Source organism: Methanoculleus caldifontis, assembly GCF_032842345.1.
In the GTDB taxonomy this organism is placed as follows: Archaea; Halobacteriota; Methanomicrobia; order Methanomicrobiales; family Methanoculleaceae; genus Methanoculleus; species Methanoculleus caldifontis.
In genome coordinates this window covers 418,166-443,291 of the sequence record NZ_WBKO01000001.1, presented here as the reverse complement: position 1 = coordinate 443,291, position 25,126 = coordinate 418,166, and the positions used below count along the sequence as shown (strand labels likewise).

Genomic DNA, 25,126 nt, shown 5'->3' with positions numbered 1-25,126 from the left:
TAAAGGGATGGTAAAAATGTGGTGGGTTGTCATGCCTCGCAGGGCTTGAAGTTGCCGCTGCACACGATGTAGGAGTTCCCGTCGCTCCCTTCGGTCAGCCGGTAGTAGGTGGTCTTGTAATAGAGGTTCGGCTGGACCGGGTTCACGTAGACGTACTCCACCCACCCGGTACCGTTCTCCAGCGCTCCTTCGACGATCTCATCGCGGAACGGTTTGCCGGTGACGTCCGTCTTGCCCCTGAAGTTCGTGCCGACGAGCTGGATGTTGTCTGCATGGGCAACCATGGTCGCGTTCATATCATAGACAAAGGCGTAGAGCTCCGGGTCCTCGAGGTCTCGGTACGGCGCTTCGCCCGCGTTGATGTGCCGGAAGGTATCGGTGGCGTTCTCCTCGATCGCCGCGGCGGTCGTGTTCACGAGCGCGATCACCGCTTCGTCGGTGAACGTCTGCCGGGTGCAGCCGACCCCGAGGTGCCGGTAGATGATCCGCTCGTACTCACTGATTCCCTGTTCGTCCTTCTGGTTTCGCACCACGCCGAGAGCCTGATCGAATGCACGGACCAGCGTCTCCGGGACGTCCCTGCTGAAGATGAAGTAGAAGTCGTTCTCGCTCAAGGTGTAGACGATCTCGTAGGCGTCGGGGTCCGTTGCGGTCTGGAGCATCTGGTGCCGCCCGGCAAGATCCCCTGTTGCCCAGAGGTCGATCTCCCTCTCCTCCAGCATCCGGAGGAGGTCTGCGGGGGTCTCACCGGAGACCAGGCGGGAAGCATTCACACCCTGGCCGAGGAGGAGGTCGTTCTCGATCGAATCTTCGACCGCACCGATCCGGTAACTGTTCAGGTCCTCTGGAGAGGCGATGGTGATGTTCCTATCCATCGGTGCATAGAGGACGAAGCTCGCCCTGGTGAACGGTCCGGCCCACCTGTAGAGGGGTTCGCGTTCGGGCGTGCGGACGATGGAGAAGAGTACAGTGCCGGTATCGTTCTGCGCCGCCCGGAACCCTTCCGCCAGGGGGACGATCCGAACGTCTGTCCGTGTGCGGTCTGCGCCGGTCTTTTCAAAGACCGCCTCGAGGATCTCGACGGAGATGCCGGTGACGTTCCCATCCTCCTGGTAGTTGAAAGGAGCCCATTCCTCCGTCAGGTAATCTAGTTGGGCAAGCCCGACCGACGGGATGTACCGCCCGACGATCCGCTCGTAGGTGCTGACGCCCGCCGCGTCTTCCTCCTGCTTGAGGTCATCAAGGGCCTGCTGGAATGACTGCACCGTTGAGTTCGGGACGTCCCGGCTGAAGGCGTAGTAGAGGCCGGTCTCCTCGAGCGTGTAGACGACCTCGTAGGTGTACGCGTTGCCCGTCACTTCTTCCGCGAGATGCCTGCCGGCGGTCTCCGGGTAGCACCAGAGATCGATCTCGCCGCCCGCGAGTCCGGCGGCGAGCACGGAGGCGTTGGTCTCCTCGACGAGCCGGCTCCGGTTCACCCCGGCATCAAGCAGCTGCTGGACGGCGCTGTCGTTCTCGATCGCCCCGATCCGGTAATCGTTCAGGTCGCCGGGGCCGTCGATGGCAACTGCCCGATCTCGTGCGGCAAACAGGACGTACCTGTCCGAATAGATGGGCCCGGCCCACTTGAAGGACTGCTCCCGCCCGGGAGTTCTTGCCGTGGAGAAGAGCACCGTCGCGTTCTGCGTGAGGGCTGCCTGGTAGCCCTCGGTCCAGGGGACCAGGCGTAGCTCCTCACGGGAGACGTTCTCCCCCATCTTTTCGGCGATCGCCTCGAGCAACTCGACGGAGAGCCCCTGGAGGGTCCCGTTCTCCATGTAGTTATACGGGGGAAGGTCTTCGGTGTAGTATGTCAGGTTGCCCGGCCCTGCGGATGCGGCTTCGCTCTCCTGGGCGCATCCCACTGCAGGAATCAACGCCCCAATCAGCACTGCAACGAGGAAGAGAGATGCATATCGTAGCAATTGCGACATGGGCGGCTGTCTACGGTCATGATATATAAACAGTTCCCTTGCAGGCGGTCCGTCACGAGGCCGGCAGGTTGCGCCGTTAGATCCGGTTCCGGCACCCTCTCCCTACCGCTTCTGTTTCTCTACACCACATATGACACGGAGTTTCGACCTGCGGAGCCCGGATCCGGGCAGTTAAGACGGCGGCTCTTCCCTGCCGCTCCAGACATCCCTTCCGCGGTCGGTGACCTCTCCCGGCAGATCCACGAGTTCGGCAGGGTACGGGGCGAAGAACGACTGGTTCGTCAGGTACGGCTCCCGGAACCGGATCACCCACGAGCGGAGCAGGTTGCGGGGTTCGGCCAGCGTGGCATGGCCGTTTTTGTAGCGGTCGATCAGCCTGATGCAGTACGCCCTCTCCTCGTCCGAGATCCGGTCGCTGAAGTAGCCCAGCGCGTGCTGGAGAACATTGACGTTGCCGGTATACCGGGGAGCCCGTGCGAGCGCCGCGGAGAGCATCCGGCGATACCGGGGGAAGAGTTCTCCCGGTCCAACCTCCGCGCGGGTTGCGACGAGCCTTCCTGCCTCCCGGAGCATCTTCTCGTTCGAGGCGAGCAGGAGGAGTTTGTTGTTTGCGTGGAACCGCACGAGGGCCTCCCGGTCCCCGGCTGCCTCGATCTCCCGGAACGCCGCCAGGGTAAAGATCGCGGAGAAGAAATGGTCCCGGATCCGTGCATTGTTCAGGCGCAGCTCGTCCTCTACGGGGAGGTCCGGATAGCGCTTCAGCACCTCGCGGGCGAAGAAGCCCGCGGACTTTGCTATCGCCGCGGACTTTTCCATTGACGGGTAGACCCGGACGTTCCGGGTCCCCGAGGTGGGGGAGCCCCCTTTCAGGATGAAGCCGTCGATCGGAGGCAGAGAGTCGAGGAACCTGGCTACAAAGGCGGACATCTCCTCCGTAACGTCCCGCCCGGTAGCCGGCTGCACGAGGCGATCGGCGTCATCTCTCCGCACGATCCTGAGGGTTGCCCGGGGAACCCCGAGCCCGATCTCGACTTCCGGGCAGACCGGGATGAAGTCGGCGTAATTCCTCAGGCGTGCCACCGTGGGGGAGGGTATCTTCGAGCCGTCGTAACGGCAGGGGCCAAACTCAATGCAACGGCTGATAACGAGGCGGGGGCGCGGATATTCCCGGGTCACAGGGCAGCATGGTATGAGGGGTTGCATATGAACCCTTGGACCCGGGGGAGGGGGGGCGTACATCACTTTCATAGCCCCGCGACACGACCCTTCTCTCATGAAGCCGGCGGTCATCAGGCGCGAGGAGGCGGTCGACCTCGAGAAGCACGGCGTCCGGATGCGGGTCTATACGGGGGAGGGCGCCCCGGCCGGGATCGTCTACCTGGAGACGGAGACGGGGCATGCGGAGGAGTTCTGCCACGAGAAGAGCGCGTTCATCTACTATATCATCGAGGGGGAGGGGGTCTACGTCCTCGGCGGCGTCGAGCACCCTGTCCGGACAGGGGACGTCGTCGTCGTGCCCCCACAAAACAGCATCTACTTCGTGGGGCGCATCCGTGCGGTGCTCGTCACGGTTCCCCCGTGGGAGGAGTCCGGCGAGCGGCATATCAGGGATGTCAGAATCTAAGGTACCCCGGTCGGAGGAGGAGTGGATGCCCGGAGAAGGGGGCTGCTGTACCTTCTTTACAAAAGACGGAAAAGGGGCAGGCGAACATCTCACGAAGGGCTCAGGACGATCGAGGGTGCCACTGGTGGGTGCATCCACCATCCTGGGGCCTGGTTTTACGTTGTTCAGAGTTTGAACAGGGCGGTGAGTCTTACATTGACCTCTGCCCTGAGGTCTTCGTCAAGTTCCCCAAGTTCGCCGACCATCAGGTCTTTTAAGACTGTTGCGATCTTGTCCAGTCTGATCACCGAGTCGACCTTGAGACCACTTTTCAGAAAACCCGGGTGTGAAGCGGCCACCATGATCTCCGCCGGTCCCGTTCCTGCATGCGTTTTCGATGAGATGAAGGCGAGGACAACATCGCGGTCACCCTCATGGAGGACGAGTGCCGGGCGAAGTTTTGCTGCAGTGAGGTCGGTAAAGGGAAATGGTATCAGAACGATCTTCCCTTTCATCGGTACACGATCCTGATATCCCTGACGGTGTAGAGATCGGGCTCCTCGGAGAGAAAAGCGGCGAGTGACTGCTCTGAGAGTTTCATCATTGCATGGATCTCCCTTTCATGGAGAAGATCGTCGATCTTTTCGGTGAGTGCTCTGATGCTCTCTTTGATCTCCCTGACGTCCGATTCGATGCCGGTCATGATGTGCCCTCACGTGAACTACGCAGAGATGATCGGTCGGACACGCTATCAATCTTTGTGTTCGGGTTCGCCGGTGCTGTGAGGTGTGGGGGTGTCGGGGCGGGCGGTGCCGTCGTCGTACCGCCGTGGATCGGCTTCGCCTTCTGGGGGCATCTCCGCGCAGCTGCCCGTCACAGTCCCCCCACGGGAGGAGTCCGGCGAGCGGCGTATGCGGGAGGTGGCGGCCTCCTCGGTCCCCCGGCCGTGTTCTGGCGCAACCTCCTCACGAAGGCTGCTCGACGATATCCACGAAGATGCCTGCCGGGTCCTCGACGATGAAGTGTTTCTGGCCCCATTCCTCCTCGGTATACGGGAACCTGATCTTGAGGCCCTCCATCTGCTGCGCCTTCTCGTACTCTCCTCTGGCATCTGCTACATCGTAGGTGACGATGATGCCTCTCCCCCCATACGCGCCGTGAAGAAACTCCGGCTGGTTCGGGAGGTCCGGTCTCATGAATCCCAGCTCGTTGCCGTTCGCGTGCTTCAACTGGATGTACCAGTCCGCCTCAAAGACGATCTCGAACCCGAAGTACCCGACGTAGAAGTCCCTGCACTTCTCGATCTCGGGTGTGATGACGACGGGGTACTGTACGGTTGTCTCTATTCTCGGCATATCGCATCTCCTCCTGTGTAAGGCTCCGTCTCCCCGACACGACTCCCTCAGAGAAAAGGTTTGCTGTGGACCGTCACGGTCTCCCCGTGGGGGGAGGCCGGCAGATCCGGGGTCTTGGGACGACCCGGACCGGCGGCAAAAATGGAGGGCGTTGCCCCGCTCAGTTCTTCTTCAGCGAGTCGATCGCGATGCTGAAGGGCTCTCTTCCGTCCGCGTAGATGATCTCCATCTCGTCCGGAGCAATCAGGGAGCCGGAAGAATACCCTCCCTCGTTCTCGATGATGGTGATCGCCTTGCCGTCACGGCCGATCACGCCGGCACAGGGGGTGACGCCCCAGACCTGGGTGCCGTTCGGGGCCGTGAAGGAGATCTCTCCCGCGAAGACCCGGTCCTGCTGCTCGAGGACCGCGAGGGTCATGGTGTAGCCGGCGTAGTCGTTGAATCCTGTCCCGTAGTCGTAGCCTTTCATCGTGCCGGTCCAGTTCCCGACGAGGTTGGGGACGACGAGGTTGGGGATCTCGGGGGTGGCAGCAGCAACAGTGTTCTGAGCGTTGGTGGTCGTGCACCCGCAGACCAGCACGGCGAGGACGAGGATACTCGCTCCTAAAATGCTTTTCATTTTCATAATTCAGGATAATTCCTGAAATCTGATAAATGTGCTCTTTCGTCGCCACATCTCGCGACTCCGTCCGTCAGAGCCTGCTGCAGGCGATCCCGATCCACCCGTCGGGAGCGGCGGCGAAGTAGTGGTTCGCGCCGGTCCGGGCATGCTCGATCTCGTGCATGGCGTGGTGAACGACGCGGCCGCACCCCGCACGGGCGAGTGTGCGCTCCATCTCGTCCGGGCTGTAGGTGACGGTGCCGCCCTGGTTGCAGTCGCGGTTGATGATCCGCCAGATCCCCCGGGGGATCTTGCGCTGTTCTTCGTTGATCAGCCGGCACGGGAGCATGTACTCGACGACCGCACGGTTTTTGCGGTTCCGGGATGCAAAGAGCGAGACGATCCCGGAGAGGACGGCGGGGGGAAGATAGTAGGAGATCCCTTCGACGATGACGACCGTCGGGATGTCCGGATTGTAGCCGGCGCCGGCGATCGCCTCTGCCGTGGCCGGACGATCAGAGAGGTCGGCCGGGATGCACTGGATCTTTCCGGCATGGGCCGGTGCTGCCCGTTCATAGAGCCGCTGCTTCTCTTCCATCCCCGTGATATCGAGCTCGATCACCGATGCGATCCCATCGTTGCAGGCGTCCAGGAGTTCGAGGGCGAGAGGGGATCTCCCCGCGGCCGGAATCACGACCTGGCAGGGGGTGGGCGCCTCGGCGACAAACCCGACCGCGAGGTGCCGGATGAACCACTTCCGGTTCAGGATCACCTCTGCATACCACGGGCAGACGGCTTCGCACTCCCGCCGCATACGCTCGCCTGCGGCAAGGTTAAGGCAGGAGTAAAACCGTCCGGCGCTGCCGGTCCGGTAGAGGTCCCGGGCCCAGAGCATCACCAGCGCCGCCGTCGGTTCGAGGTCGGTGGGGTCCGGCATGGTCGATGGTGAGGTGGGGTTTTCCGGGAGTTCAAGGTTTGGGGGAGCGGGCCCCCTATTCCTTCAGGTAAAACCGCCACTTGCAGAAGATGTTCTCCGGGTGCGGGTCGGGAGGGGCGAAGAGGCACTCGACGCAGATCCGTTCGTCGATCTGCCGTGCAAAGCCCGTGAACTCCGCCCGGTGCATCTCGCGGCAGACATACTCGCCGAGACCGCGCCGTAGCCGGGCTTCCTGGCTCGGGCACGAGGGGACGGTGATGATGACCTCGTCGTCCTTCTCCTCGATATCGTAGTTCACGATGATCGCCCAGGGAAAGAGTTTCAGCGCTTTCACGAACCCCTTCAGCCCCTTCTCCCGAATATCGAACCTGGCGACGAGGTCTTTTGCGGCCATCGGGGCGACGCGGCCCCAGACACGTTCGTTGACCGCCTCCGCGGTCGGCTGGCCGAACTCCCCGGCGATGTTGATGAACCAGAACGCGTCCACCACACGGTAGTGCCAGAGGAGGAACGCGAGGTACTCGCGGAGCTCTTCCGGGGTCATTTTTTCAAAGATGTTGCTGTTCGTAGTAATCACCATGCTCTACGCCCCCGTCAGTCGCGCCGGGGCGTCTTGCGGTAGACCATCCCTTGGAAGATGGCGATCTTCTCCGCGGCATCGTTCGTTATCCTGACGGTGTATGAGGCCAGTTTCGGGTTGGCGGCGTACTCCTCCGCCTCGGCGTAAAGGGGCCCCACCCGTGCTGCCGTGAGGTAGGAGATCTGGGCGTTTATCGCGGCCGCCGGGATCCCGTGGGAGTTCGACGCGAGAGCGAAGGCCGTATCGGCGAGGGTGAAAAGCGCTCCGCCGTGGACGGTTCCGTGGCTGTTGAGGTGATAATCCATGACCTCCATCTTCACCACCGCCCTGCCGGGTGCGACCTCAACGCACTCCATTCCGTTGTGCCGGGCAAAGGTATCCGCGGCGAAGAACCGGGCCGAATCTTCGGGTGCGGTCATACAGTGGTCTCTTTCCGGCGGCGGTAATAAGCCTATCAGTCCGCCGCCGATATCAGAAAAAGGGGGCCGGACCTTCCGTCAATCAGTTCTTAAAACTGTGAATCGGCGCAGGGATCCGTCCGCCGCGGTTGATGAAGTCGGCGCAGCAAAACCTGTTGACCTGCTGAACCGGCGCATGGCCGAGCAATCCGCCGAACTCGACGCTCTCGCCGACACCCTTTCCGATCACCGGGATCAGCCGGACGGCGGTCGTCTTGTTGTTGATCATCCCGATCGCGGCCTCGTCCGCGATGATGCCGGATATCGTCGAAGCGGGCGTGTCGCCCGGGATCGCGATCATATCGAGGCCGACCGAGCATACGCAGGTCATCGCCTCGAGCTTCTCAATCGTGAGGGCGCCGCGGTTCACCGCGTCGATCATCCCCTGGTCCTCGCTGACCGGGATGAATGCACCCGAGAGCCCGCCGACAAAGGAACTTGCCATGATCCCGCCTTTCTTCACCTGGTCGTTTAAGAGGGCAAGAGCGGCCGTCGTCCCCGGCGCGCCGACCGACTCGAGCCCCATCTCCTCGAGGATCTCGGCGACGCTGTCCCCGACGGAGGGCGTGGGGGCGAGAGAGAGATCCACGATCCCGAACGGGATCCCGAGCCGCTCCGACGCCTCCTGGGCGACAAGCTGCCCGGCGCGGGTGACCTTGAAGGCCGTCCTCTTGACCGTCTCGCAGAGAACCTCGAAGTTCTCGCCCCGGACCCCCTCGAGTGCGTGCTTGATGACGCCCGGGCCGCTTACGCCCACGTTGATGACCGCATCGGCCTCGGAGACGCCGTGAAACGCCCCGGCCATGAACGGGTTGTCGTCGGGGGCGTTGCAGAGGACGACCAGTTTCGCGCAGCCGAGAGAGTTATTCTCCTTCGTCGCCTCGGCCGTCTCCCGCACAATCTCTCCCATCAGTTTCACGGCGTCCATGTTGATCCCGGTCTTCGTCGAGCCGATATTCACCGAGCTGCAGACCCTCTCTGTCGCGGAGAGCGCCGCCGGGATCGACCGGATGAGCGCTTCGTCGGTCGGAGTCATTCCCTTCGAGACGATGGCCGAGTATCCGCCGAGGAAGTTGACCCCCGTGTCCCGTGCGGCTTTATCAAGCGTCTTTGCAACCTCGACAAAGTCTTCCGGGGACCTGCAGGCCCGCCCGCCGACCAGTGCGATGGGGGTTACGGATATTCTCTTGTTGACGATCGGGATTCCGTACTCGAGCTCGATCTCCCTCCCCGTCGAGACGAGGTCTTTAGCGAGCCGGGTGATCTTGTCGTATATATTCCGGTTTAAAGCGTCGAGATCGGAGTCGCAGCAGTCGAGCAGGCTGATGCCGAGCGTGATGGTCCGGACATCGAGTTTCTCCTGCTCGATCATCTTGTTGGTCTCGTTCACCTCGAGAATATTGATCATAAAAACCTCTCAGATCCGGTGCATCTTCGTGAAGATGTCTTCCCGCTGGCACCGGATCCGAACACCGATCGCGTCGCCGAGTTCATCGAGTTCGGTCACCATTCCGGCGTACGGCTTTGGAGATCCGCTGGTATCGACGATCATCATCATATTGAAATATCCCTGCACGATCGTCTGCGAGATATCTTCGACATTGACCTGGTTATCGGCAAGATACGTGCAGACCTTCGCGATGATCCCCACGGCATCCTTTCCGACGACGGTGATAATGGTTTTTTCCATGTTTCGTTTCATCCCTGAATTATTTTTGGCGCTCATCCGGTATTAATCCGGTTTTGCGCCGCGTCACGTGCGTATAGAATACACGCAGATGTTTCAGAGATGTACAGTGACTTTCACCTATAATATTACTCCCGAGCGGCAAAGGCACCTGGAATCACCGTTCCACAATCTCTTTTTTATATCGGGCAAACCTCCGTCCCCATGCACTGATCGCATCCAGCACCGGGAAGACCGACTCACCGAACTCCGTGAGGCCGTACTCTACGCGGGGCGGAATTTCCGGGTAGACCGTTCGGATTATTATACCGTCCTCCTCGAGTTCACGGAGATTCTTTGTCAGCGTGACCTGGGTAATGCCGGGGATCAGTTTCATCAGTCCGCCGAACCGGACCGGCCCTTCACGCAGGAACCAGAGTATCTCAGGCTTCCATTTGCCGCCGATCACCCGGATGTATATATGGACCGGCAGGACGTCTGATTCACCATTAAGGGCCATTCATCCATTAGTACATTTTATATTCCTATAAAAGTTTTTAAGTACTGCCCTCTTTTTCACCGTGGAAGCGCAAGATCTCCTGCAGCGATGGAGCGACAGAACTTCAACACCGGTAACCAGAAGATGGTCACGCTTCTCATGGGCAGTCCGAGACGGAACGGCAGCACCCGCCTTCTCTTAAATGAGGCAGAAAGGGCACTCCATGATAAGGGGATTTCAACGCAGGGAATCTTTCTGGATGAATTAACAATCCATGACTGCAGGGGTTGTCATCAATGCAAAACGGAGAACAACAGCCGCTGTACTGTCCAGGATGATATGCAGCAGGTGTACCGGATGATGGAGTCATCCGGCGGCCTTATCATTGCCGCACCTGTTTATTTCGGGTATGTCCCGGCGATGACAAAAGCCTGGCTGGACAGGCTCGTGCCGTATCTCGGAACGGATCTGTCACCCCGGTTTCCCGTGCACTGTCCGGTATCCTTTATCTTTGTCCAGAACATGCCCGATCCGACGCTCTTTGAACCGGCACTCCAATCATTTGCAGGCTGGGTGGCAAAGACCGGAATGTCTGTTGGGGAGATCATGATTGCCACGGACTGTGAGAGCGGGGTAAAGCCGCCGGTTTCAGAGCGGCCTGAATTGATGGAGGAGGCATACGCCATAGGGACGAACCTCCTGGGGTAACCCCCGATACAACTTGCCGCAATACCTCTCCAAAAACCTGACTCTGCATGCCTGCCACGGCCCCCCGCGGGAGGAGCCCTGTGTGCGGCATGTCCGCGATCTTGCGGTACGGCCGGAGCGCGATCGGTTCCAAACCTTCATCCCTCGCCGGGGAGTACGCATAGTAGTATGGCAGCATCAGGTGAGATCACGGTTCGCCCGATGACGAAGATCGAGGTCGGGATCGCGATCGACTGGGCAGAGCGGGAAGGCTGGAACCCCGGCCTCTCCGACGGCGACTGCTACTACGCAGTCGACCCGCAGGCGTTCTTCGCGGTGCTTCACGACGGGCGCCTGATCGGGTCGTTCTCGGTCATGGTCTACCGGGACGGGTTCGCCTTCGGCGGGTTCTACATCCTCGACCCCGAATACCGGGGCCGGGGCATCGGTCTTGCGATCCAGGAGCAGGCCGACCGGCTCGCCGCCCCCTACAACTTCGGGATCGACGGGGTCTTCGAGATGCAGGACCGCTACGCCGCCCACGGATTCATCTTCTCGCACCGGAACATTCGGTACGAAGGTCTCGGCGGGGGCACCCGCCCTCCGGGCCTCACGGACGCTCGCGGCGTTCCCTTCGACGCTATCGTCCGTTACGACGCACGTCACTTCCCGGCAGAGCGGCCGGGATTCCTCCGCCACTGGCTGGCGCAGCCGGGCGCGACGGCGCTGGCCGTCCTCGAGGACGGGGAGGTCCGCGGCTACGGGCAGGTGCGGCCCTGCCGCCGGGGCGCGAAGATCGGCCCGCTCTTTGCCGATACGCCGGAGATCGCCGAGAGGATCTACTCCGGCCTCTCGGCGGCGGTCCCCGGCCAGCCGCTCTTTCTCGACGTCCCTGAACCGAACGCCGCCGGCGTCGCCCTCGCCGAGCGGCACGGGATGGTCCCGGTCTTTGGGACGGCACGGATGTATACGAAGGAGATCCCCGACCTCCCGCTCGACCGGTGCTACGGCGTCACGAGCTTCGAGACCGGGTGAGGGGGCCGGGCTTGCGGCTCCCCCTGACCCCGCCCCTCACTCTTTTGTCTGTGCAGGCGGGAGGGCATACTCTCCTGGTACTCGCAAGGTCTCCGGCATAGCGCGATTGGAAGGAGGCTTAAAGAGCCCCAGCATCGATACGGTATAGTATCTGAGTAACCCTGACCGTTCCCGCACGCATGACCGATTTAAGCATTTTTCTGGAAGAACACCCCTACATCGATCATTCGTCCCCGTTGATCCGGGCGAAGGTCGAAGAGCTCTTTTCAGGGGATGAGAGTTCTCTTGAGAAGGTGAGACTCGCATACGAGTTTGTCCGCGACGAGATCCCGCACAGTTTCGATATCGAATCGGATACCATAACCGCGAAAGCCTCCGACGTCCTCGCCGAAAAGACGGGGATCTGCCATGCGAAGGCAAACCTGCTCGCCGCACTGCTCCGCAGGATCGGCATTCCTGCCGGGTTCTGCTACCAGCACATTACCCTCGCGGACGACGACTCGCTCGGCTACTGCGTTCACTGCTACAACGCGGTCTATCTGGACAACCGGTGGATATTCCTCGATGCACGGGGGAACACAAACGGCAGGTGCGCACGGTTCTCGCCGGAGAAGCCGGTCCTCGCGTACCGCAACCGGAGCGAGTATGACGAGTACTTCTGGAAGGGGATCTACGCGTCGCCGCAGATGGGCGTCATGCGGATGCTCGATGCATCGAGAAGCCGGCAGGACATCATCGATAACCTGCAGGACTACCTCGAGGGTGAGCCTGATATCCCCGATTGGTGATGAGAAGAGCGATGTCCATGGGAACCCCACGGACGCGATCAGGCGGAATACCGCTATCGATACGCTAATTCCAGCGACTGGACCCAGTCTGCGGTCGTCATCACCTGCGAGAACCGCATCTGCTGGGTCACGAGGACCGCCCGGTGAAGGTCGGCATCGGAGATCGTCCCGGCCCGGTTGGTAACGGAGAGCGTCCCGGTGGCATCCGAAAGGAACTTCACGCCGTACCCGTTATGGAATGCCTGCCGGGCGGTCGAATCGCAGCACATCTGGCTCATGTAGCCGGAAATGGTCACCGAACAGACGGACCGGGCTCGAAGCCAGGCATCAAGGCCGGTATCGGTGAAACTCCCGGGCAGGGCCTTCTCGACGAGCAGATCATACGGCCGCCTCTTTACTTCGGGATGAAGCTCCCATGCCGGGGTTCCAGACCGGAATGACGGGGCATCCGGAGCAGTGCTGGTGTGCCGGATCACTATGACCGGGATCTCTGCAGCACATGCGGCATCCATCGCCTGAAGGATGTTGATTAAGCTCGCCTTCGGGTATGTTATCGGCAGATTGCCGGAGAAATATTCGTTCTGGACATCGATGACCAGTAATGCTTCCTTCATCATGCATCCGCCCCGTAAAATGCAACCCTGGTGATCTCCATCCGATGGAACTCCACAGGGTTTCCCTGAATCTCCTCTATGCACTCGCCGGTATTTCGGAAGTGCATCTCCTCATACAGTCCTTTTGCACGCGGATTATTCTTCCTTACAATAAGCCGGATGGTGCCGGTTGTTGTATCGGAAAATCCATGCATAAGCGAGAGATATGTGACGGTTCTCCCCAACCCCCGCCCGCATCTCTCCGGGTGGAGTGCGATCCGGAACTCGGCAATGCCGCCTGGCTCGCGTGCAATGATCGAAAATCCGGCAATTGTTCCTTCATCGTCGGCGATGAGAATATCCGCGTCGGGTTTTTGCGAGTATTCATCCAGCCAGCCCCTGTCTCTGAGCGCGTAATCGAGATCGTTGAATTCGGCAGGGTAGGGAGGCCATCCTTTAATGGCAGCAATGTCGTCCTGAGTGATGTGACGAAGGAAGATCATTATCGGTAGGATGTGATCTTGTTTTTATTAGAGATGCTTGTATAGCGGCACGGGATGATCCCGGTCTTCGGTACGGCACGGATGTGCACGAAGGAGATCCCCGACCTCCCGCTCGATGAGTGCTACGGCGTCACGAGCTTCGAAACCGGGTGAGGCGACAGCAGATCTGCAATCATCTCCATTGCAGATTCCGAACCGGGCTTCACCCGGCCTCTTCCGATGCCTGCCGGGCACGCCCGAAGACGATCCCGAGCAGGGGAAATACGATCAGACTGACCCCGACGTAGCCCAGGATGCCGATGTTCCGGATACCCATGTCGGCAAGCGCCACGCCGGCCAGCCCCGCGAGGCTCAGGACGCCACTCGCGACCATCAGGACCCGGACCGTCTTCTCCAGCCGGCCGGTCCTGAATACGGGTGCGGCAAAGAGCATCGAGAGGGCGAAGAAGACGTCCCACGCGAGGATGTCCAGCGCATATACTACAGACGGCCACTCAAAGGAGAAGAAGAGCGGTGCCCACGGGAATCCCGCAGCCGCGATCTGGCGGCTTACCGTAAGGATAACGAAGTGGACGCTGCAGGTGATGCCCGCGAGGATCGTCATGAATGCAAGCGCTGTAAGGCTATACGCCCTGGTTTCAGGAGAGGCATACGCATGGACCGCAACCATGACGGCGACCATCGGCGGCGCCATCACGACGATGAGCAGTTCCAGCAGGGAGAAGTACGGATCGCCGATCGGATCCGCTGGCGACTCTAGCGAGAGAAGTCCGAGGACCAGCGTAACCGCGTAGGCGATCAGGAGGAAGAAGACGGCCCAGGCTGCGGTTCTTCCGAGCCGGCGGTGATGTCGGGTGAAATGTTCGTGCACCGTTATTCAACTCCTTTCGTGGCTGTGGTGCCGGTCGGGGGATCGGTCGCCCTGTAGGAGGACCAGCCTGTTCTACGTTGCGGTGCTCATGAGTGAGTCGGGTCCGTGTAAGTCAACCTGTGTTGACTTAGAAGAGGGGTGTCGGTGCTATGTCAACATAAGTTGACGTAGCCTTCCCTGCGTGACCTCAAGAACCAACATATTAGAAGTTCATACTACTCGTTCGTGAAGAAATACAGCAAGCAGGACCAGGTGCTGATGGCGGCCTGGGCCGCGGACTGCGCCGAGCGGGTCCTCCCGCTCTTCGAGAGGGCATACCCGGAGGACAGCCGGCCACGGAGCGCCATCGAAGCATGCCGGGCGTGGGTCAGGACGGGTGTCTTCACGATGGCCGGGATACGGGGAGCCTCTCTTGCCGCCCATGCCGCCGCCCGCGACGCGAAGGAGAACGACGCGGCTCACTTTGCCGCCCGGGCCGCGGGCCAGGCGGTGGCGACCGCGCACGTCCCGCAGCACGCCTATGGGGCGGCGTATTATGCCCTCAAGGCTGTCGCGGCGGCTGACCCTGCCGGTGCCGGAGTTACTGTTGCTGCGGAGCGGGAGTGGCAGTCGCAGAGGCTGCCGGAGGGGCTGAGGGAGGAGATCATGGGCAGGATTGTTATTCAGGAGCGCGGGGGCGGGGTTGTTGTCAGGCTGCGGAAAGGGGAGGGTTTTTGATGGTTCTGGGTTTGTTTTGAACGGAGGCCATTGTTCTCGCCTGGTAGAACGTTACATTACCGCATAATTCTGTGTTCTTGAAGTGTTTGATGCCTATTCGCCCTAAATCTCTCACAGAATCCGAAAATATCTCTCTCTGTGCTTTTATGGTTCTCATAGGATAGAGCCGCAGAAAAGTTATCCTTCACCTATTTCCAGATCGAGTTGATTATTTCCAGATCGAGTTGATATATGCGTGAGTTCCCTGCAGGTCAAGATAGATTATCCTGCTGTCCCCGGGCTTAATATTCTCAAACTCATACTGTTTGATCTCCTTGACCTCGCCGGACTCGTCGGCGATATAGACCGTGACGTTCACCCTGTCATACATTACCGGACCCTGGTTCTCAATCACCGCCCGGTACTTAGTTATCGCCCCCGCTACGACGTTATCCTCGCTGATGATCGCCATCTCATTAACATCAGCCGGACAAGGTGTCCAGCCACTGACATAGACAGCCAGTATCCCGAGGGCGACCGTAACAATGATAGCGATCCCGCTGTTCCGCTTCATAATGTTCCTTTCGAGTTAAAGTCATTTAAAGTGCGCGTCAGCAAAAACCTGGAAAGCATTGCCGCGGTTCATCAACCTACCTCCCGCAGATCCCTCCGCACCCGCCGCCGCTGGTACCACTCCACCGCCGTGCCTAACGCATGGTAGACCGGGTTGACCGGCACGTCCACGTAATACCGCCGCCCCTTCTCGAGCCACCCCTTCCCCGGCTCAGTAGGCATGATCCGCGGGACTCCGCTCGCCGAGCTCGTCGCAGGGCGCCCTCCCAATAGGAAACGCCATCACGTCGAACGATCCCGGCTTTGAGCGTATCCCCCTCCGGAGTGCGACGAGAAAGCCCTTTGCGGCCGCCTGCAACTTCCGTTCGTTCTCCCCAGCCAGGTAGGCAAAGAGCGGGCCCATCGTCGCGTGGGAGGCGATCGACGTCACGAGCGGAGCGCTTGCGGTCGCCGGGTCCAGGTTGAGCCCGAACTTCGCCCCGCGGATCAAGGTGCTGCGCGAACCTCTCATTGAACCTCCCAGGGCACGGATCCTTTCTGAAGTAGCAGGCCGGAGCGCCTTCCCCTCTCTTTTACAGGTATCTCCGCCGCCGGGCTCCGGACATAGAACGGGGTTGAGGGTGCGCCGCCCCGCCTGGGTCATGGGGATACAACTCTCGACTACAACGGCGCTCTCCGGTCGGCAACGTCTCCCTCGCTGATCCGGTCCTGGCTTCCGTCTCCGCTGCCTCCACGGGGAGGAGCGCAACAGCGGCATCCGAATCTGCGATATGATCGTTGCAGAAGATTTCTCCGTCGGCGCGCTCCTTCAATACCCCGACGACATCCGCCAAGCCTCATGCCGACGACGGCAACAGCAATCCCGGCGATGAACGCAACCACTCCCGCCGCCGCCCAGAGCGGGGCTCTTCCGACAATCCCCTCGAATTTTGCGGTGCAGGAGGTCGGACGCATCCGGAGGACTCCCGTGCCTCGTAGAAGCCATAACAGCCAGGGAAAGGGCATGAACGCGCCGGCAAATGTTCCCGCTATCTTTCTTATCCTCATACGATCGACCATCTTCTGTATCAGGTAAAATAATTTTCATCTTCGCAGCGATGCGATGCTGCCTGATATCTCTTCCGGGCTATGAGCGGACCGGGATAACGCCGGGCGAGTATACTAGTTGCCGGACAACCTTCATCTCCCCCGAGATCCCACCAGTTACCAACAGAGAAACCCGCGAGCAGTATGCATCACCACAAGAACATCGTCCTCATCGGCATGCCCGGCGCAGGGAAGAGCACCGTGGGCGTCATCCTTGCAAAATCGCTCGGCATGCAGTTCATCGACACGGATATCCTGATCCAGGAGCGGGCCGGGAAGATGCTCCAGGAGATCCTCGATCTGGACGGGCCCGATGCGTTCAAGCGGGTCGAGGAAGAGACGATCCTCTCCCTGCATCCCCGCAATGCGGTGATCGCGACGGGCGGGAGCGTGGTCTGCAGCGAGGCCGCGATGGCGCACCTGAAGTCGGCCGGAGCGGTCGTGTACCTGGAGATCGCGTACGGGGAGATGGAAAAGAGGCTCAGAAACATCACGACCCGGGGGATACTCCTCCTTCCTGGCCAGAGCCTCCGCGGAATGTACGACCGGCGGGTCCCGCTGTACGAGAGGTATGCCGATCTCACCGTCGCGTGCTCGGGTGAGGATCTCGAATCCGTGGTCGGGAACGTGATCGAAGCGTTGCGAAGGGTCCGGGACCCGACCCGCCCCGGATAACACGCAGGGACGCCGGCCGCCTCCGGAATTTCAGGTCGAACACGGACCCGATTGAAATTTCCAGAGGGCTCGCGACGCTATCATAAGAGATATCTCTCCGGATATCGCACACTACAATCGTCATGCATATCGAGTATCCCGATATCGGAATCTGCGGACTCTCCTGTCGACTCTGCCCCACGTACAATACCGAAGCAGAGAGCAGATGCTCGGGATGCAAGAGCTCAAGCAGAATGGCTGTCGGCTGCCCGTTTATCACGTGTGCTGTTAAGAGAAAGGGAATCGAGTTCTGCTGGGAGTGCGAAGAAAGCGCTACGTGCGAAAAATGGAAGAAACACAGAGATGCCGGTAGAGAACGCGACTCTTTTAAGTGCTACCAGACCCTTGAGAAAGATCTCTCGTTTATATCCCGGCATGGAGCATCCGAATTCCAAAAGATACAGGAGCAGCGGGAGTCTGTACTCAGGGAGATGTTGAGAGACTTCAACGAAGGTCGCTCAAAGAGTTATTACTGTATTGCTGCAACTGTTCTGGAACTCGAAGATCTTGAGGGAGCGCTCTCCCGGGCAAGGGAAGAATCCGGGGGGCTTGATGTCAGGGCAAAGTCAAAGGCTCTTCACCGGATTCTCGATGAGATCGCTGCAAGGAAACAATATCGCTTAACATTGCGGAGGTAGGCACGGTGGCGACTTCTTGCCTCATACAGGGAATACACGCACCGCCGCAGATTGACGTTATGCGGATGTTCGGTGCTGCCGGAACGCAACGGGAGTTTTTTGAACAGATGCAGCTGGCTTAGAAAGGGAGTATTGATAGTATGAAAACAGGCAAACGGGTAAAGATTGCAGCCGTTGTCGTGGTTTGCGTACTACTCGATATCGTTCTTCATCTTGTTACAAACGCATACAGTACCATGCCTGAGAATCCGAACTATAGCATAGTGGCAGAGTTGCTCGGGGCGGAGATTACCGTCTTTCTCTGGGCGCTACTCTCTTTTTCCGGTGCTGCTTATGTTTATTGCCGCATCCGAAATGTGATTCCGGGAGAGGGAGTAAAACAAGGGGTGCGGTACGGGTCTGCAATAGCGCTGATCTGGCTTTTTGCCATGCTGGAGGGGGTATCCCTGTTCGGCAATCCAATCATCAACGAATTTGTGGTCGGCCTCAGTGATGCAGTACCTGTTTTTTTGATGGCGGTTCTATTGGGTCTGCTAACTGCTGGGAAAGGAGAGAATGCTGCGGCAAAGCCGTTTACTCTTCGACAGAAGATGACGGCCGTATCCATATTCACGGGGATATTCTTGATTGGACGATATGTTGCGTATTTCACAGGAGTGATCCAATCAGGATACCAGACTAGCCTGGTTTATACATTTTTCTGGACGCTCCTTATGGGTGCCTGTATCGGGGTAGTATGTATTTTGCTTGGGAATATCGGAGATACGTTGTCGTTGGAGCGTAGAGCAGCGAAATTTGGATTCCTGATTTTTGGAGTTAACTGGGCTACGTTCCTTCTTTTTATGCCCTTATTGTTTTCCGGCTATTTAATCGATGTGTTGTCCAGGATCGTTATAGACACCCTGCTTGTAACGATCGGATATTATTTGACATTTCGCCCTGGAATTGAGTTAACACCTGAATCAAAAAACTCGCGCTAATCGCTTAGAATCGAAGATGGATGAGATATTCGGAGTTATCGGGGGGATGGCGATAAATTTGAGTCAAAACCCAAAAAGGACGGTGATTCTGATGGGCTCGCTGAGATTCGAACTCAGGATCTTCGCCGTGTGAAGGCGACGTCATGACCAGCTAGACCACGAGCCCCATGCATCGACCGGGAATTGAACCCGGGCTATTGGCTTGGAAGGCCAAAGTCATACCACTAGACCATCGATGCGTACTGGTACGTCTATACAAGTCTGGCGTTATGAGATATGAACGTATCCCCCGGGGCCGGAACGGAGCGGGGCGCCCGCCGGCCCCGCCCCCTCCCGCGACCGCGGCCCATGCCCGGCCGGCGCTGCTCCGGCGACCGCCTCCGTCAATCCGCGGGGGTCCCGTTGCCCTCCGCGACCGTCAGGACGAACGCCCCCCGGTCGGCGAGAGGCGAGACGACGATGACCGCCTTGCCGTTCCGGTTTACGACCCTCTCCATCCAGAAGCCTTGGTCGTTTGCGAACGAGACCGCGGCGGGGTCATCCGCCTTCACCTCGTAGTAGGCCGCGGACCAGGGCGGGAGCTCCGCCGCCGGGAAGGAATGCACCGCCCCGGTCCCTCTGGTGAGGTCGACCCGGCCGGTGACCTCCGGGTATCGGGTGATCTCGATCCCGTCATACCCCAGCGGCGGCTTGCCTCCCTCGGCGTCGAGGTAGTTCGCGACCACCCAGCGCTTGAATACGTCCTCGGACGACTCGTTGAACCCGTGCAGGGCGAGCGTCGCGTCGACCCCGGCCAGACCCGTCCGGTTCTCCGCGACGAGATCCGCGAGGAACCCCTGCCGCTGTGCATCGCCCGATCGGTCGCCGTAGTTCTCCGCGAGGTAGAGCGTCCAGAGGAGACTTGCCCCGTAATGGGCCTGGTTGATCTCGCCCTCCGAGCGGGCCCACCGGCCGTCGGCCACTGCGAGGGGGGTGTCGGGGTGGCGGTTGAAAGCCCGGACCTTCGCCCGGTTCTCGGTCGAAAAGCAGAGGAACTCCGCGTACCCGCTGCACCCCTCGTTGACCCAGGTCTTCTCATGGGGGTCGCGCGAGTGGTGGACGAGGTGCTGGAGCTCGTGGGCGAGCGTCGAGCGCACCTCGCTCCCCCGCGCATCGGCGTCGAGGAAGATCATATCGATCTTGTTTGACGTGCTGCCGTCGAAATATCCTGCGATGGAGAGCTCTGTGGCGCTATCGTGGAGACTGTCACGGATATCGAAGAGCAGGATGAAGATCCGGCGGTCCCTGTCGACACCGATCTCGGTCCCGAACGTCCCGGTCACCGTGGGGTAGATCACCCGGTCGAAGGTCTCCACGAGGTCCCGGATCTCGCCCTCCGCCACCGTCTCGTTCTCATCCACAAAGACGTAGCAGTAGTCTCCCGTCGCCCTGCAGGTGGCGTTGACGGTGTAGTCCTCCTCGGTCACGAAGTCGGTGGCGATGAACGTCCTCGCATCCCCCGGCATGTAGGTGTCTGCGACATGCTCCTTACCGCCCGTGTCGCTGTCTATGTGCCGGTAGAGGTCTCCCCGGTCCTCGTGGATCGCACGGATAAGGGGGGTTCCGTCGATCCACACGCGACCGTCCGGCTCGGCGTCCGCAGGTGCCGGTCCGCTCCCGGATACGGTTCCGATGGCGCACAATACCAGTATACAGATCGCAAGTGCGAGGTTTCTCGCGCCGATCATCCGTTCATCCCACCCGTAAGACTCTCGCTGTCACGGACAACCTCCCCGGAGCCCGGGAGCCGGGTCCGGGGGGATGCGTGTGCGGGCTCCGGCTAGATGGCCCCCATTGGCGGTCCAGTCATGTTCGTCAGCGGGGCCGTCGTCGCCACCGGGGTTGCATTCTCCGCAGGGGTCATGTTCTCGACCGGAGTTGCGGTCTCGGTCACATTCTCCGTCGGGATCAGCACCGTGTCGATGACGTGGACGACGCCGTTCGTCGCGTTGATCTCCTCCGTGCCGACGGTGGCATTACCGATCATCAGCACGCCGTCGCTCTCCGAGACCGTCAGGTTCAGCCCGGCGAGCGTCGTGAGGGTCGTCTCGTTGCCGTCCTCCGTCATGTTCAGGAGTTCGGCGGCCGTGTAACTCCCGTTCACCACGTGGTTCGAGAGGACCCTCGTGAGTTCCTCCTCGTCGACCAGGATCATGGCGAGAACCTCGGACGAGAGGTTGCCGAACGCATCGTTGTCCGGCGCGAAGATAGTATACGGCCCCTCGCCCCGGAGCGTGGCCGCGAGATCCGTCACGTTGAGCAGGCTCGCCAGGATGGAGAGGTTCTCCTCCTCGCCGATCGCTTCGTAGATGTTCGTCTCGTTGGCCGGGATCACGTTCTCGTTCGGATCCGGGGTCACGTTCCCCGGAGTGGCCGTCGGTATGGGGACCAGGATCCCGGGTATCGTCGGCATCGGCGTCACGTTCTCGCCCGGTCCGGGCGTGACGTTCCCGGCCGGTGTCGGGGTCGGGGTCACGTTCTCCGTCGGTCCGGGCGTGACGTTCTCATCCGGGGTCGGGGTCGGGGTCACGTTCTCATCGCTGAACGTAACGGTGATCGAGAGCCCTGCAACGGCCCGATCGACGCGGGACTCATAACGGGGATCGTAGTCGGAGAGGTCGCAGTAGATGAGCCAGAACGTCTCGTTGTCGGTGAGGTTGTGCGCCCCGGCATCCATGCTCGTCTCATGGAACGTCTCGTTGAGGTAGTTGAGGACGTACCAGATCTGATCCTCCTCGTACACGTAGTCGTTGATGCTGTCGACGGCCAGCCGGCCGCTGACCGTGTAGTAGTAGGTCGTGAAGTTCAGCCCCTCCGATTGGGCGACCGCATCCAGCGCACCTATCGGGGTATCCCTCCTCACGTCGATGGGGGTGTCGAGGTTGACCGGCTCGATCGAGACGTTCTCCGCCGGATCGATGGTGACGTTATACCTGCCGATGACCTTCATGGTATCCATCGGCAGCTCGTACTCGAGCTCGGCGCCGATCTGTTGCGGCGTCTCCTGTGCCGAGACCGCGGCGACGGCCCCGGTCAGGGTCAGGAGACAGAGAATCATAAGAATTCCTGAGATCTTTCTCAAAGTCATTTTTATCACCTTTATCTGCTGCATCCGGTGCTCATAACTGGAGATGGATTCCGGTAGGCGGTATGGTGGAGACGGGTTCAACCGGCGTCATGGACTGGCGGCTTCTGCGTGGCGCCGATGCAGCACCGGGGCTGGAGCGCCGGGGTGGTTTGCCGGGGGATGCTGTTTGAGGCTGTATGGCTGACAGAGCGGGTATCTGGAGGCAATCTGAATATATATATCTTTTTAAATAATTGCCTGGTGGATAAAACTGGTCCGGGCAGCGGGCGGGTGAATTCCAGGAAAGGGCAGATCCCGGTAAGGGGCGCTCTGCGGGTGCAGTCGGCCGCATCCCTGACGGACCGCTGCGATACGCAGTGATAAAACGCTTGAAAAAATGGTGGTGTTCCGGGAGCGGTCCCGGATCAGCGTGTTCCGGCGGCCAGTTCTTCGAGAGCCGCCACACGCTTCTCGAGCGGCGGGTGCGTCGAGAAGAGCTCCATCAGGGTGTTTCCCGAGAGCGCGGGGATGATGAAGAAGGCGTTTGCGCCTTCCACTTCCCGCTTCTTCTCGGCGGGGATGTAGTCCATCCGCCCGCTGATCTTCTGAAGCGCCGATATCAGCGCCCGGGGGTTGTCCGTCATCTCGGCGCTGCCCCGGTCGGCGGAGAACTCCCGGTAGCGGGAGAGTGCACGGGTCAGCAGGGTGCTTACAATCCAGACGACGATCGATACGATGTAGACCAGGACCAGTGCACCCATGCCGTTGTTCTGGCTGTCGCGGTTGCCGAAGAGGCCCATGAAGATCCAGTTCTGCATGATCAGGTAGGCAAGCATCGAGATGAAACTCGCCATCGTCAGCGTCAGCATGTCCCGGTTCTTCACATGCGCCAGCTCGTGGGCGAGCACCGCCTCGAGCTCCTCGCGGTTGAGCACACGCATGATGGAGTCGGTGACCGCCACGACCGCGTTGCTCGGGCTCCGCCCGGTCGCGAACGCGTTCGGCACCGGGGAGGCCATGATCCCGATCTTTGGCTTCGGGAGGTCGGCCCGGGCTGCCAGGCTCTCGACCATCCGGTGCAACTCCGGATACTCGTCTTCTTCGATGAGACGCGTGCCGGTGCTCCAGAGCACCAGCTTATCCGAGAAGAAGAACTGGAGAAACGCCATCCCGGCGGCGACCAGCAGGAGGAACTCGAAGGGGAATCCAAGCGCGGCGAGGACCCCAAGGAAGATTAGGTAGACTATGAGGAGCAGGAACGAAGTTAGAACCATCCTCATGGTGAGACCGAAGTCGCGCGTCCACTTCATGACAGTGATCTATTGGACCGGTGAGGTCTTAAGGTATGCGCCGGAATTTTCCGGGCGCTTCACCAAAAGCGGAGCCCTGCACCCCCCTCGCGCGTCGCCAGTGCCCTTATCAGGTTCCGGCACCAGAGTTAAGGATAGAATGACGCTCAACGAAGTGACCATCAGCAGGGCAATCCTTGAGGAGCAGCACCGCACGTTCATCGATTACCTCGAGATGGATGCCGCCGTCATCGGCGGCGGACCGTCGGGGCTCGTCTGTGCCGCCCTACTCGGCGAGAAGGGTGTCAGGTGCGCACTCATCGAGAAGAAACTCAGCATCGGCGGCGGCATGTGGGGCGGCGGGATGATGTTCCCCCGGATCGTCGTCCAGGAGGGGGCCCGGCGGCTCCTCGACCGGTTCGATATCGCCTACCGGGAGTTCGAGCCGGGCTACTACGTCGCGAAGTCCGTCGAAGCGGTCTCGAAACTCACTGCAGCGGCCTGCGACGCCGGCGTCGAGTTCTTCAACCTCACCACCGTCGAGGACGTCATGGTCCGCGGCGACGGCAGGGTCGGCGGCCTCGTCATCAACTGGACGCCGGTCGATATGGCCGGGCTGCACGTCGACCCGCTCACCGTGGCCTGCACCTGCACCGTCGACGCGACCGGTCACGACGCCATGATCGCCCGGATGATCGAGCGCAAGGGCGGCGGGCTCCCGGTGAAGGGAGAGAGTTTCATGTGGGCCGAGCGTGCCGAAACCCGGATCCTCGACCACACGCGAGAGGTCTTCCCCGGCCTCTTCGTCGCCGGGATGGCGGCAAACGCCGTTGCCGGGGAGTGCCGCATGGGGCCGATCTTCGGGGGGATGTTCCTCTCCGGAGAACGGGCCGCGGACCTGGTCGCGGAGCGGCTTGGCCGGTAATACTTCAGAACTCTTTTTAGGGTCCCTGCAGTTACCAATAGGTATGGAAGAGATCGATCCGGAGTCCCTGGCAGAAGTCGCGTACGGGATCTTTGAGGTCTACCTCAACCGCGAGCTCCGCGTCCGGGGCTCGTACCTCTTCGAACTCGTCGAGCAGGGGGCAGACTTCGAGGCGGACGTCACCGCGATCTTCGAGCGGTTCTCCGAGGACTACCCTGACCTCGCCCGTCCCCTCCTCCGGCGGTTCGGCGGGATCGAGGCTCTCTACGCACCGCTCAGGGAGGGCGAGGGCGTCCTGCCCTCAAAGACCACCCGGATGTACTGGATTGTGCAGGACGCGCCGGGACCCCTTGAACGGGGCCTCGATGACGAGCAGGTGGGCAAATGGCTCATCTTCGTCCCCCCGGCCGAAGCGGACGAGGCGTGGAGGAAGGTCCGCGACGAGACGGTGAAGGGGCTGCTCGGGATCTCCGCCAAGATCAGCACCGCGAAACCGAACCCCGACTCGCGCGACGAGCGGGCCGTCATCTACGTCTACACCCGGGACTGGGCCGACGAGGCGGACGTGATGCGGGTCCGCGAGCGGCTCCGCGGCCTTGGATTTGTAGACCGGATCGGCTACAAGCGCAACATCGAGACCTACAAGGGCGAGTACAGCGAAGAGGGCCGGAAGGTCACTTATTACAGCGCGTGACGGGCAAAAGATCCCCTCCGCTCCCTGCTTTTGAGACGCACAAAAAGAGTATACCGGACCCCCGGCCCCGCCATGACCGGGAGCCCGTAGTTTACAGCGGCGTTACGCCTTTCTTTCCTTGGACTTGGGCCGGAGTTCGTCCGAGCCGCACTTGCGGCAGCGGGTCGCGCGGATTGCGTTCCGGGCGTTGCATTTCATGCAGATCTTTACGTTGAGCAGACGTGCTTCAGCTTCGGGAAATCTTGCCATGTCGAAAACACCACTTGTCAGATGGGT

General features: G+C 60.5%; 32 protein-coding genes and 2 tRNA genes. 10 read left to right on the top strand and 24 right to left on the bottom strand.

What is annotated here, in order from left to right; genetic code table 11:
• Positions 1-29: 29 nt before the first annotated feature.
• Both F8E02_RS02290 and F8E02_RS02285 read right to left on the bottom strand, forming a co-directional pair.
• Positions 30-1,973 carry a transporter substrate-binding domain-containing protein gene (locus F8E02_RS02290; RefSeq protein ID WP_317063826.1) on the bottom strand — a complete coding sequence of 648 codons (1,944 nt, stop codon included), beginning with the start codon at positions 1,971-1,973 and terminating at the stop codon, positions 30-32.
• A 171-nt stretch (positions 1,974-2,144) separates the two neighbouring features.
• On the bottom strand, positions 2,145-3,176 hold the full coding sequence (locus tag F8E02_RS02285; RefSeq protein ID WP_317063824.1) for a YbgA family protein: 1,032 nt from the start codon (positions 3,174-3,176) through the stop codon (positions 2,145-2,147).
• A gap of 70 nt (positions 3,177-3,246) precedes the next feature.
• On the opposite strand from F8E02_RS02285, the gene F8E02_RS02280 reads away from it, so the two are divergent.
• Positions 3,247-3,597 carry a cupin domain-containing protein gene (locus F8E02_RS02280; protein ID WP_317063823.1) on the top strand — a complete coding sequence of 117 codons (351 nt, stop codon included), beginning with the start codon at positions 3,247-3,249 and terminating at the stop codon, positions 3,595-3,597.
• A gap of 164 nt (positions 3,598-3,761) precedes the next feature.
• Here F8E02_RS02280 and F8E02_RS02275 read toward each other — a convergent pair whose 3' ends face one another.
• The 10 genes from F8E02_RS02275 to F8E02_RS02230 all read right to left on the bottom strand — a co-directional run bounded on the left by F8E02_RS02275 (position 3,762) and on the right by F8E02_RS02230 (position 9,693).
• Positions 3,762-4,091 (bottom strand): type II toxin-antitoxin system PemK/MazF family toxin, encoded by a 330-nt coding sequence (locus tag F8E02_RS02275; protein ID WP_317063822.1) that lies wholly within the window; start codon positions 4,089-4,091, stop codon positions 3,762-3,764.
• Positions 4,088-4,279, bottom strand: a complete 192-nt coding sequence (locus F8E02_RS02270; RefSeq protein WP_317063821.1) for a hypothetical protein — start codon at positions 4,277-4,279, stop codon at positions 4,088-4,090. The genes F8E02_RS02275 and F8E02_RS02270 overlap by 4 nt, the downstream gene beginning before the upstream one ends.
• Before the next feature lie 262 nt (positions 4,280-4,541).
• On the bottom strand, positions 4,542-4,931 hold the full coding sequence (locus tag F8E02_RS02265) for a VOC family protein (RefSeq protein ID WP_317063820.1): 390 nt from the start codon (positions 4,929-4,931) through the stop codon (positions 4,542-4,544).
• A 160-nt stretch (positions 4,932-5,091) separates the two neighbouring features.
• The gene (locus F8E02_RS02260) at positions 5,092-5,556 is read right to left on the bottom strand and encodes a hypothetical protein (RefSeq protein WP_317063819.1); all 465 of its coding nucleotides are present in this window, start codon (positions 5,554-5,556) and stop codon (positions 5,092-5,094) included.
• A gap of 67 nt (positions 5,557-5,623) precedes the next feature.
• Complete coding sequence (locus F8E02_RS02255) at positions 5,624-6,469, bottom strand: class I SAM-dependent methyltransferase (protein ID WP_317063818.1); 846 nt, start codon at positions 6,467-6,469, stop codon at positions 5,624-5,626.
• A 55-nt stretch (positions 6,470-6,524) separates the two neighbouring features.
• Positions 6,525-7,049 carry a DUF6125 family protein gene (locus F8E02_RS02250; RefSeq protein ID WP_317063817.1) on the bottom strand — a complete coding sequence of 175 codons (525 nt, stop codon included), beginning with the start codon at positions 7,047-7,049 and terminating at the stop codon, positions 6,525-6,527.
• A gap of 14 nt (positions 7,050-7,063) precedes the next feature.
• Positions 7,064-7,468, bottom strand: a complete 405-nt coding sequence (locus tag F8E02_RS02245) for a PaaI family thioesterase (RefSeq protein WP_317063816.1) — start codon at positions 7,466-7,468, stop codon at positions 7,064-7,066.
• Positions 7,469-7,550: 82 nt separating this feature from the next.
• Entirely contained in the window at positions 7,551-8,915 is a 1,365-nt protein-coding gene (locus tag F8E02_RS02240; RefSeq protein ID WP_317063815.1) for a PFL family protein, read from the bottom strand.
• 9 nt (positions 8,916-8,924) lie between these two features.
• Complete coding sequence (locus F8E02_RS02235) at positions 8,925-9,197, bottom strand: ACT domain-containing protein (protein ID WP_317063814.1); 273 nt, start codon at positions 9,195-9,197, stop codon at positions 8,925-8,927.
• A 154-nt stretch (positions 9,198-9,351) separates the two neighbouring features.
• Positions 9,352-9,693 (bottom strand): winged helix-turn-helix transcriptional regulator, encoded by a 342-nt coding sequence (locus F8E02_RS02230; RefSeq protein WP_317063813.1) that lies wholly within the window; start codon positions 9,691-9,693, stop codon positions 9,352-9,354.
• A gap of 87 nt (positions 9,694-9,780) precedes the next feature.
• Here F8E02_RS02230 and F8E02_RS02225 point away from each other — a divergent pair, with 87 nt between their 5' ends.
• The 3 genes from F8E02_RS02225 to F8E02_RS02215 all read left to right on the top strand — a co-directional run bounded on the left by F8E02_RS02225 (position 9,781) and on the right by F8E02_RS02215 (position 12,182).
• Positions 9,781-10,380 (top strand): flavodoxin family protein, encoded by a 600-nt coding sequence (locus tag F8E02_RS02225; RefSeq protein WP_317063812.1) that lies wholly within the window; start codon positions 9,781-9,783, stop codon positions 10,378-10,380.
• 168 nt (positions 10,381-10,548) lie between these two features.
• The gene (locus F8E02_RS02220) at positions 10,549-11,394 is read left to right on the top strand and encodes a GNAT family N-acetyltransferase (protein ID WP_317063811.1); all 846 of its coding nucleotides are present in this window, start codon (positions 10,549-10,551) and stop codon (positions 11,392-11,394) included.
• 179 nt (positions 11,395-11,573) lie between these two features.
• The gene (locus F8E02_RS02215) at positions 11,574-12,182 is read left to right on the top strand and encodes a transglutaminase-like domain-containing protein (protein WP_317063810.1); all 609 of its coding nucleotides are present in this window, start codon (positions 11,574-11,576) and stop codon (positions 12,180-12,182) included.
• A 53-nt stretch (positions 12,183-12,235) separates the two neighbouring features.
• Here the strand turns inward: F8E02_RS02215 and F8E02_RS02210 are convergent, their stop codons facing one another.
• The 3 genes from F8E02_RS02210 to F8E02_RS02200 form a co-directional block, all read right to left on the bottom strand.
• Positions 12,236-12,796, bottom strand: coding sequence for a cysteine hydrolase family protein (locus F8E02_RS02210; RefSeq protein WP_317063809.1), 561 nt, complete (start codon positions 12,794-12,796; stop codon positions 12,236-12,238).
• Positions 12,796-13,278 carry a GNAT family N-acetyltransferase gene (locus F8E02_RS02205; RefSeq protein WP_317063808.1) on the bottom strand — a complete coding sequence of 161 codons (483 nt, stop codon included), beginning with the start codon at positions 13,276-13,278 and terminating at the stop codon, positions 12,796-12,798. The genes F8E02_RS02210 and F8E02_RS02205 overlap by 1 nt, the downstream gene beginning before the upstream one ends.
• Before the next feature lie 202 nt (positions 13,279-13,480).
• Entirely contained in the window at positions 13,481-14,149 is a 669-nt protein-coding gene (locus F8E02_RS02200; RefSeq protein ID WP_317063807.1) for a hypothetical protein, read from the bottom strand.
• Between the two features lie 225 nt (positions 14,150-14,374).
• On the opposite strand from F8E02_RS02200, the gene F8E02_RS02195 reads away from it, so the two are divergent.
• Positions 14,375-14,866 carry a putative immunity protein gene (locus F8E02_RS02195; RefSeq protein WP_317063806.1) on the top strand — a complete coding sequence of 164 codons (492 nt, stop codon included), beginning with the start codon at positions 14,375-14,377 and terminating at the stop codon, positions 14,864-14,866.
• A gap of 208 nt (positions 14,867-15,074) precedes the next feature.
• Here F8E02_RS02195 and F8E02_RS02190 read toward each other — a convergent pair whose 3' ends face one another.
• The 3 genes from F8E02_RS02190 to F8E02_RS02180 all read right to left on the bottom strand — a co-directional run bounded on the left by F8E02_RS02190 (position 15,075) and on the right by F8E02_RS02180 (position 15,929).
• Positions 15,075-15,419, bottom strand: coding sequence for a hypothetical protein (locus F8E02_RS02190; RefSeq protein ID WP_317063805.1), 345 nt, complete (start codon positions 15,417-15,419; stop codon positions 15,075-15,077).
• 71 nt (positions 15,420-15,490) lie between these two features.
• Positions 15,491-15,640 carry a hypothetical protein gene (locus F8E02_RS02185; protein WP_317063804.1) on the bottom strand — a complete coding sequence of 50 codons (150 nt, stop codon included), beginning with the start codon at positions 15,638-15,640 and terminating at the stop codon, positions 15,491-15,493.
• Positions 15,630-15,929 (bottom strand): hypothetical protein, encoded by a 300-nt coding sequence (locus F8E02_RS02180; protein ID WP_317063803.1) that lies wholly within the window; start codon positions 15,927-15,929, stop codon positions 15,630-15,632. Before F8E02_RS02180 ends, F8E02_RS02185 begins: the two co-directional genes overlap by 11 nt.
• Before the next feature lie 719 nt (positions 15,930-16,648).
• Between F8E02_RS02180 and F8E02_RS02175 the strand changes: the two genes are divergently transcribed.
• The 3 genes from F8E02_RS02175 (at position 16,649) to F8E02_RS02165 (ending at position 18,836) form a co-directional block, all read left to right on the top strand.
• A complete protein-coding gene (locus F8E02_RS02175) occupies positions 16,649-17,179 on the top strand; it encodes a shikimate kinase (RefSeq protein ID WP_317063802.1) in 531 nt (176 codons plus the stop codon).
• A gap of 122 nt (positions 17,180-17,301) precedes the next feature.
• Positions 17,302-17,856, top strand: a complete 555-nt coding sequence (locus F8E02_RS02170) for a DUF3795 domain-containing protein (protein WP_317063800.1) — start codon at positions 17,302-17,304, stop codon at positions 17,854-17,856.
• Between the two features lie 140 nt (positions 17,857-17,996).
• A complete protein-coding gene (locus F8E02_RS02165; protein WP_317063799.1) occupies positions 17,997-18,836 on the top strand; it encodes a hypothetical protein in 840 nt (279 codons plus the stop codon).
• A gap of 92 nt (positions 18,837-18,928) precedes the next feature.
• On the opposite strand, the gene F8E02_RS02160 is transcribed toward F8E02_RS02165, so the two are convergent.
• From F8E02_RS02160 to htpX, 5 genes are all read right to left on the bottom strand, one after another.
• Positions 18,929-19,002, bottom strand: a tRNA-Val gene (locus tag F8E02_RS02160).
• A gap of 2 nt (positions 19,003-19,004) precedes the next feature.
• Positions 19,005-19,075: transfer RNA gene (locus tag F8E02_RS02155), tRNA-Gly, on the bottom strand.
• Between the two features lie 144 nt (positions 19,076-19,219).
• Complete coding sequence (locus F8E02_RS02150; protein ID WP_317063798.1) at positions 19,220-20,563, bottom strand: hypothetical protein; 1,344 nt, start codon at positions 20,561-20,563, stop codon at positions 19,220-19,222.
• Between the two features lie 92 nt (positions 20,564-20,655).
• Positions 20,656-21,933 carry a fasciclin domain-containing protein gene (locus F8E02_RS02145; RefSeq protein ID WP_317063797.1) on the bottom strand — a complete coding sequence of 426 codons (1,278 nt, stop codon included), beginning with the start codon at positions 21,931-21,933 and terminating at the stop codon, positions 20,656-20,658.
• 434 nt (positions 21,934-22,367) lie between these two features.
• Positions 22,368-23,252, bottom strand: coding sequence for a zinc metalloprotease HtpX (htpX, locus tag F8E02_RS02140; protein WP_317063796.1), 885 nt, complete (start codon positions 23,250-23,252; stop codon positions 22,368-22,370).
• Positions 23,253-23,391: 139 nt separating this feature from the next.
• Between htpX and F8E02_RS02135 the strand changes: the two genes are divergently transcribed.
• Both F8E02_RS02135 and F8E02_RS02130 read left to right on the top strand, forming a co-directional pair.
• On the top strand, positions 23,392-24,156 hold the full coding sequence (locus F8E02_RS02135) for a sulfide-dependent adenosine diphosphate thiazole synthase (protein WP_317063795.1): 765 nt from the start codon (positions 23,392-23,394) through the stop codon (positions 24,154-24,156).
• A gap of 43 nt (positions 24,157-24,199) precedes the next feature.
• On the top strand, positions 24,200-24,850 hold the full coding sequence (locus F8E02_RS02130) for a putative phosphothreonine lyase domain-containing protein (protein WP_317063794.1): 651 nt from the start codon (positions 24,200-24,202) through the stop codon (positions 24,848-24,850).
• A 102-nt stretch (positions 24,851-24,952) separates the two neighbouring features.
• Here F8E02_RS02130 and F8E02_RS02125 read toward each other — a convergent pair whose 3' ends face one another.
• Positions 24,953-25,099 (bottom strand): 50S ribosomal protein L40e, encoded by a 147-nt coding sequence (locus F8E02_RS02125; RefSeq protein ID WP_317063793.1) that lies wholly within the window; start codon positions 25,097-25,099, stop codon positions 24,953-24,955.
• Positions 25,100-25,126 lie beyond the last annotated feature (27 nt).

What these genes read in the sequence shown, in the direction of transcription:
- F8E02_RS02290 (WP_317063826.1), bottom strand. Translation starts at nt 1,973, where the DNA reads ATGTCGCAATTGCTACGATATGCATCTCTCTTCCTCGTTGCAGTGCTG.
- F8E02_RS02285 (WP_317063824.1), bottom strand. Translation starts at nt 3,176, where the DNA reads ATGCAACCCCTCATACCATGCTGCCCTGTGACCCGGGAATATCCGCGC.
- F8E02_RS02280 (WP_317063823.1), top strand. Translation starts at nt 3,247, where the DNA reads ATGAAGCCGGCGGTCATCAGGCGCGAGGAGGCGGTCGACCTCGAGAAG.
- F8E02_RS02275 (WP_317063822.1), bottom strand. Translation starts at nt 4,091, where the DNA reads ATGAAAGGGAAGATCGTTCTGATACCATTTCCCTTTACCGACCTCACT.
- F8E02_RS02270 (WP_317063821.1), bottom strand. Translation starts at nt 4,279, where the DNA reads ATGACCGGCATCGAATCGGACGTCAGGGAGATCAAAGAGAGCATCAGA.
- F8E02_RS02265 (WP_317063820.1), bottom strand. Translation starts at nt 4,931, where the DNA reads ATGCCGAGAATAGAGACAACCGTACAGTACCCCGTCGTCATCACACCC.
- F8E02_RS02260 (WP_317063819.1), bottom strand. Translation starts at nt 5,556, where the DNA reads ATGAAAATGAAAAGCATTTTAGGAGCGAGTATCCTCGTCCTCGCCGTG.
- F8E02_RS02255 (WP_317063818.1), bottom strand. Translation starts at nt 6,469, where the DNA reads ATGCCGGACCCCACCGACCTCGAACCGACGGCGGCGCTGGTGATGCTC.
- F8E02_RS02250 (WP_317063817.1), bottom strand. Translation starts at nt 7,049, where the DNA reads ATGGTGATTACTACGAACAGCAACATCTTTGAAAAAATGACCCCGGAA.
- F8E02_RS02245 (WP_317063816.1), bottom strand. Translation starts at nt 7,468, where the DNA reads ATGACCGCACCCGAAGATTCGGCCCGGTTCTTCGCCGCGGATACCTTT.
- F8E02_RS02240 (WP_317063815.1), bottom strand. Translation starts at nt 8,915, where the DNA reads ATGATCAATATTCTCGAGGTGAACGAGACCAACAAGATGATCGAGCAG.
- F8E02_RS02235 (WP_317063814.1), bottom strand. Translation starts at nt 9,197, where the DNA reads ATGGAAAAAACCATTATCACCGTCGTCGGAAAGGATGCCGTGGGGATC.
- F8E02_RS02230 (WP_317063813.1), bottom strand. Translation starts at nt 9,693, where the DNA reads ATGGCCCTTAATGGTGAATCAGACGTCCTGCCGGTCCATATATACATC.
- F8E02_RS02225 (WP_317063812.1), top strand. Translation starts at nt 9,781, where the DNA reads ATGGAGCGACAGAACTTCAACACCGGTAACCAGAAGATGGTCACGCTT.
- F8E02_RS02220 (WP_317063811.1), top strand. Translation starts at nt 10,549, where the DNA reads ATGGCAGCATCAGGTGAGATCACGGTTCGCCCGATGACGAAGATCGAG.
- F8E02_RS02215 (WP_317063810.1), top strand. Translation starts at nt 11,574, where the DNA reads ATGACCGATTTAAGCATTTTTCTGGAAGAACACCCCTACATCGATCAT.
- F8E02_RS02210 (WP_317063809.1), bottom strand. Translation starts at nt 12,796, where the DNA reads ATGAAGGAAGCATTACTGGTCATCGATGTCCAGAACGAATATTTCTCC.
- F8E02_RS02205 (WP_317063808.1), bottom strand. Translation starts at nt 13,278, where the DNA reads ATGATCTTCCTTCGTCACATCACTCAGGACGACATTGCTGCCATTAAA.
- F8E02_RS02190 (WP_317063805.1), bottom strand. Translation starts at nt 15,419, where the DNA reads ATGAAGCGGAACAGCGGGATCGCTATCATTGTTACGGTCGCCCTCGGG.
- F8E02_RS02185 (WP_317063804.1), bottom strand. Translation starts at nt 15,640, where the DNA reads ATGCCTACTGAGCCGGGGAAGGGGTGGCTCGAGAAGGGGCGGCGGTAT.
- F8E02_RS02180 (WP_317063803.1), bottom strand. Translation starts at nt 15,929, where the DNA reads ATGAGAGGTTCGCGCAGCACCTTGATCCGCGGGGCGAAGTTCGGGCTC.
- F8E02_RS02175 (WP_317063802.1), top strand. Translation starts at nt 16,649, where the DNA reads ATGCATCACCACAAGAACATCGTCCTCATCGGCATGCCCGGCGCAGGG.
- F8E02_RS02170 (WP_317063800.1), top strand. Translation starts at nt 17,302, where the DNA reads ATGCATATCGAGTATCCCGATATCGGAATCTGCGGACTCTCCTGTCGA.
- F8E02_RS02165 (WP_317063799.1), top strand. Translation starts at nt 17,997, where the DNA reads ATGAAAACAGGCAAACGGGTAAAGATTGCAGCCGTTGTCGTGGTTTGC.
- F8E02_RS02150 (WP_317063798.1), bottom strand. Translation starts at nt 20,563, where the DNA reads ATGATCGGCGCGAGAAACCTCGCACTTGCGATCTGTATACTGGTATTG.
- F8E02_RS02145 (WP_317063797.1), bottom strand. Translation starts at nt 21,933, where the DNA reads ATGATTCTCTGTCTCCTGACCCTGACCGGGGCCGTCGCCGCGGTCTCG.
- htpX (WP_317063796.1), bottom strand. Translation starts at nt 23,252, where the DNA reads ATGAAGTGGACGCGCGACTTCGGTCTCACCATGAGGATGGTTCTAACT.
- F8E02_RS02135 (WP_317063795.1), top strand. Translation starts at nt 23,392, where the DNA reads ATGACGCTCAACGAAGTGACCATCAGCAGGGCAATCCTTGAGGAGCAG.
- F8E02_RS02130 (WP_317063794.1), top strand. Translation starts at nt 24,200, where the DNA reads ATGGAAGAGATCGATCCGGAGTCCCTGGCAGAAGTCGCGTACGGGATC.
- F8E02_RS02125 (WP_317063793.1), bottom strand. Translation starts at nt 25,099, where the DNA reads ATGGCAAGATTTCCCGAAGCTGAAGCACGTCTGCTCAACGTAAAGATC.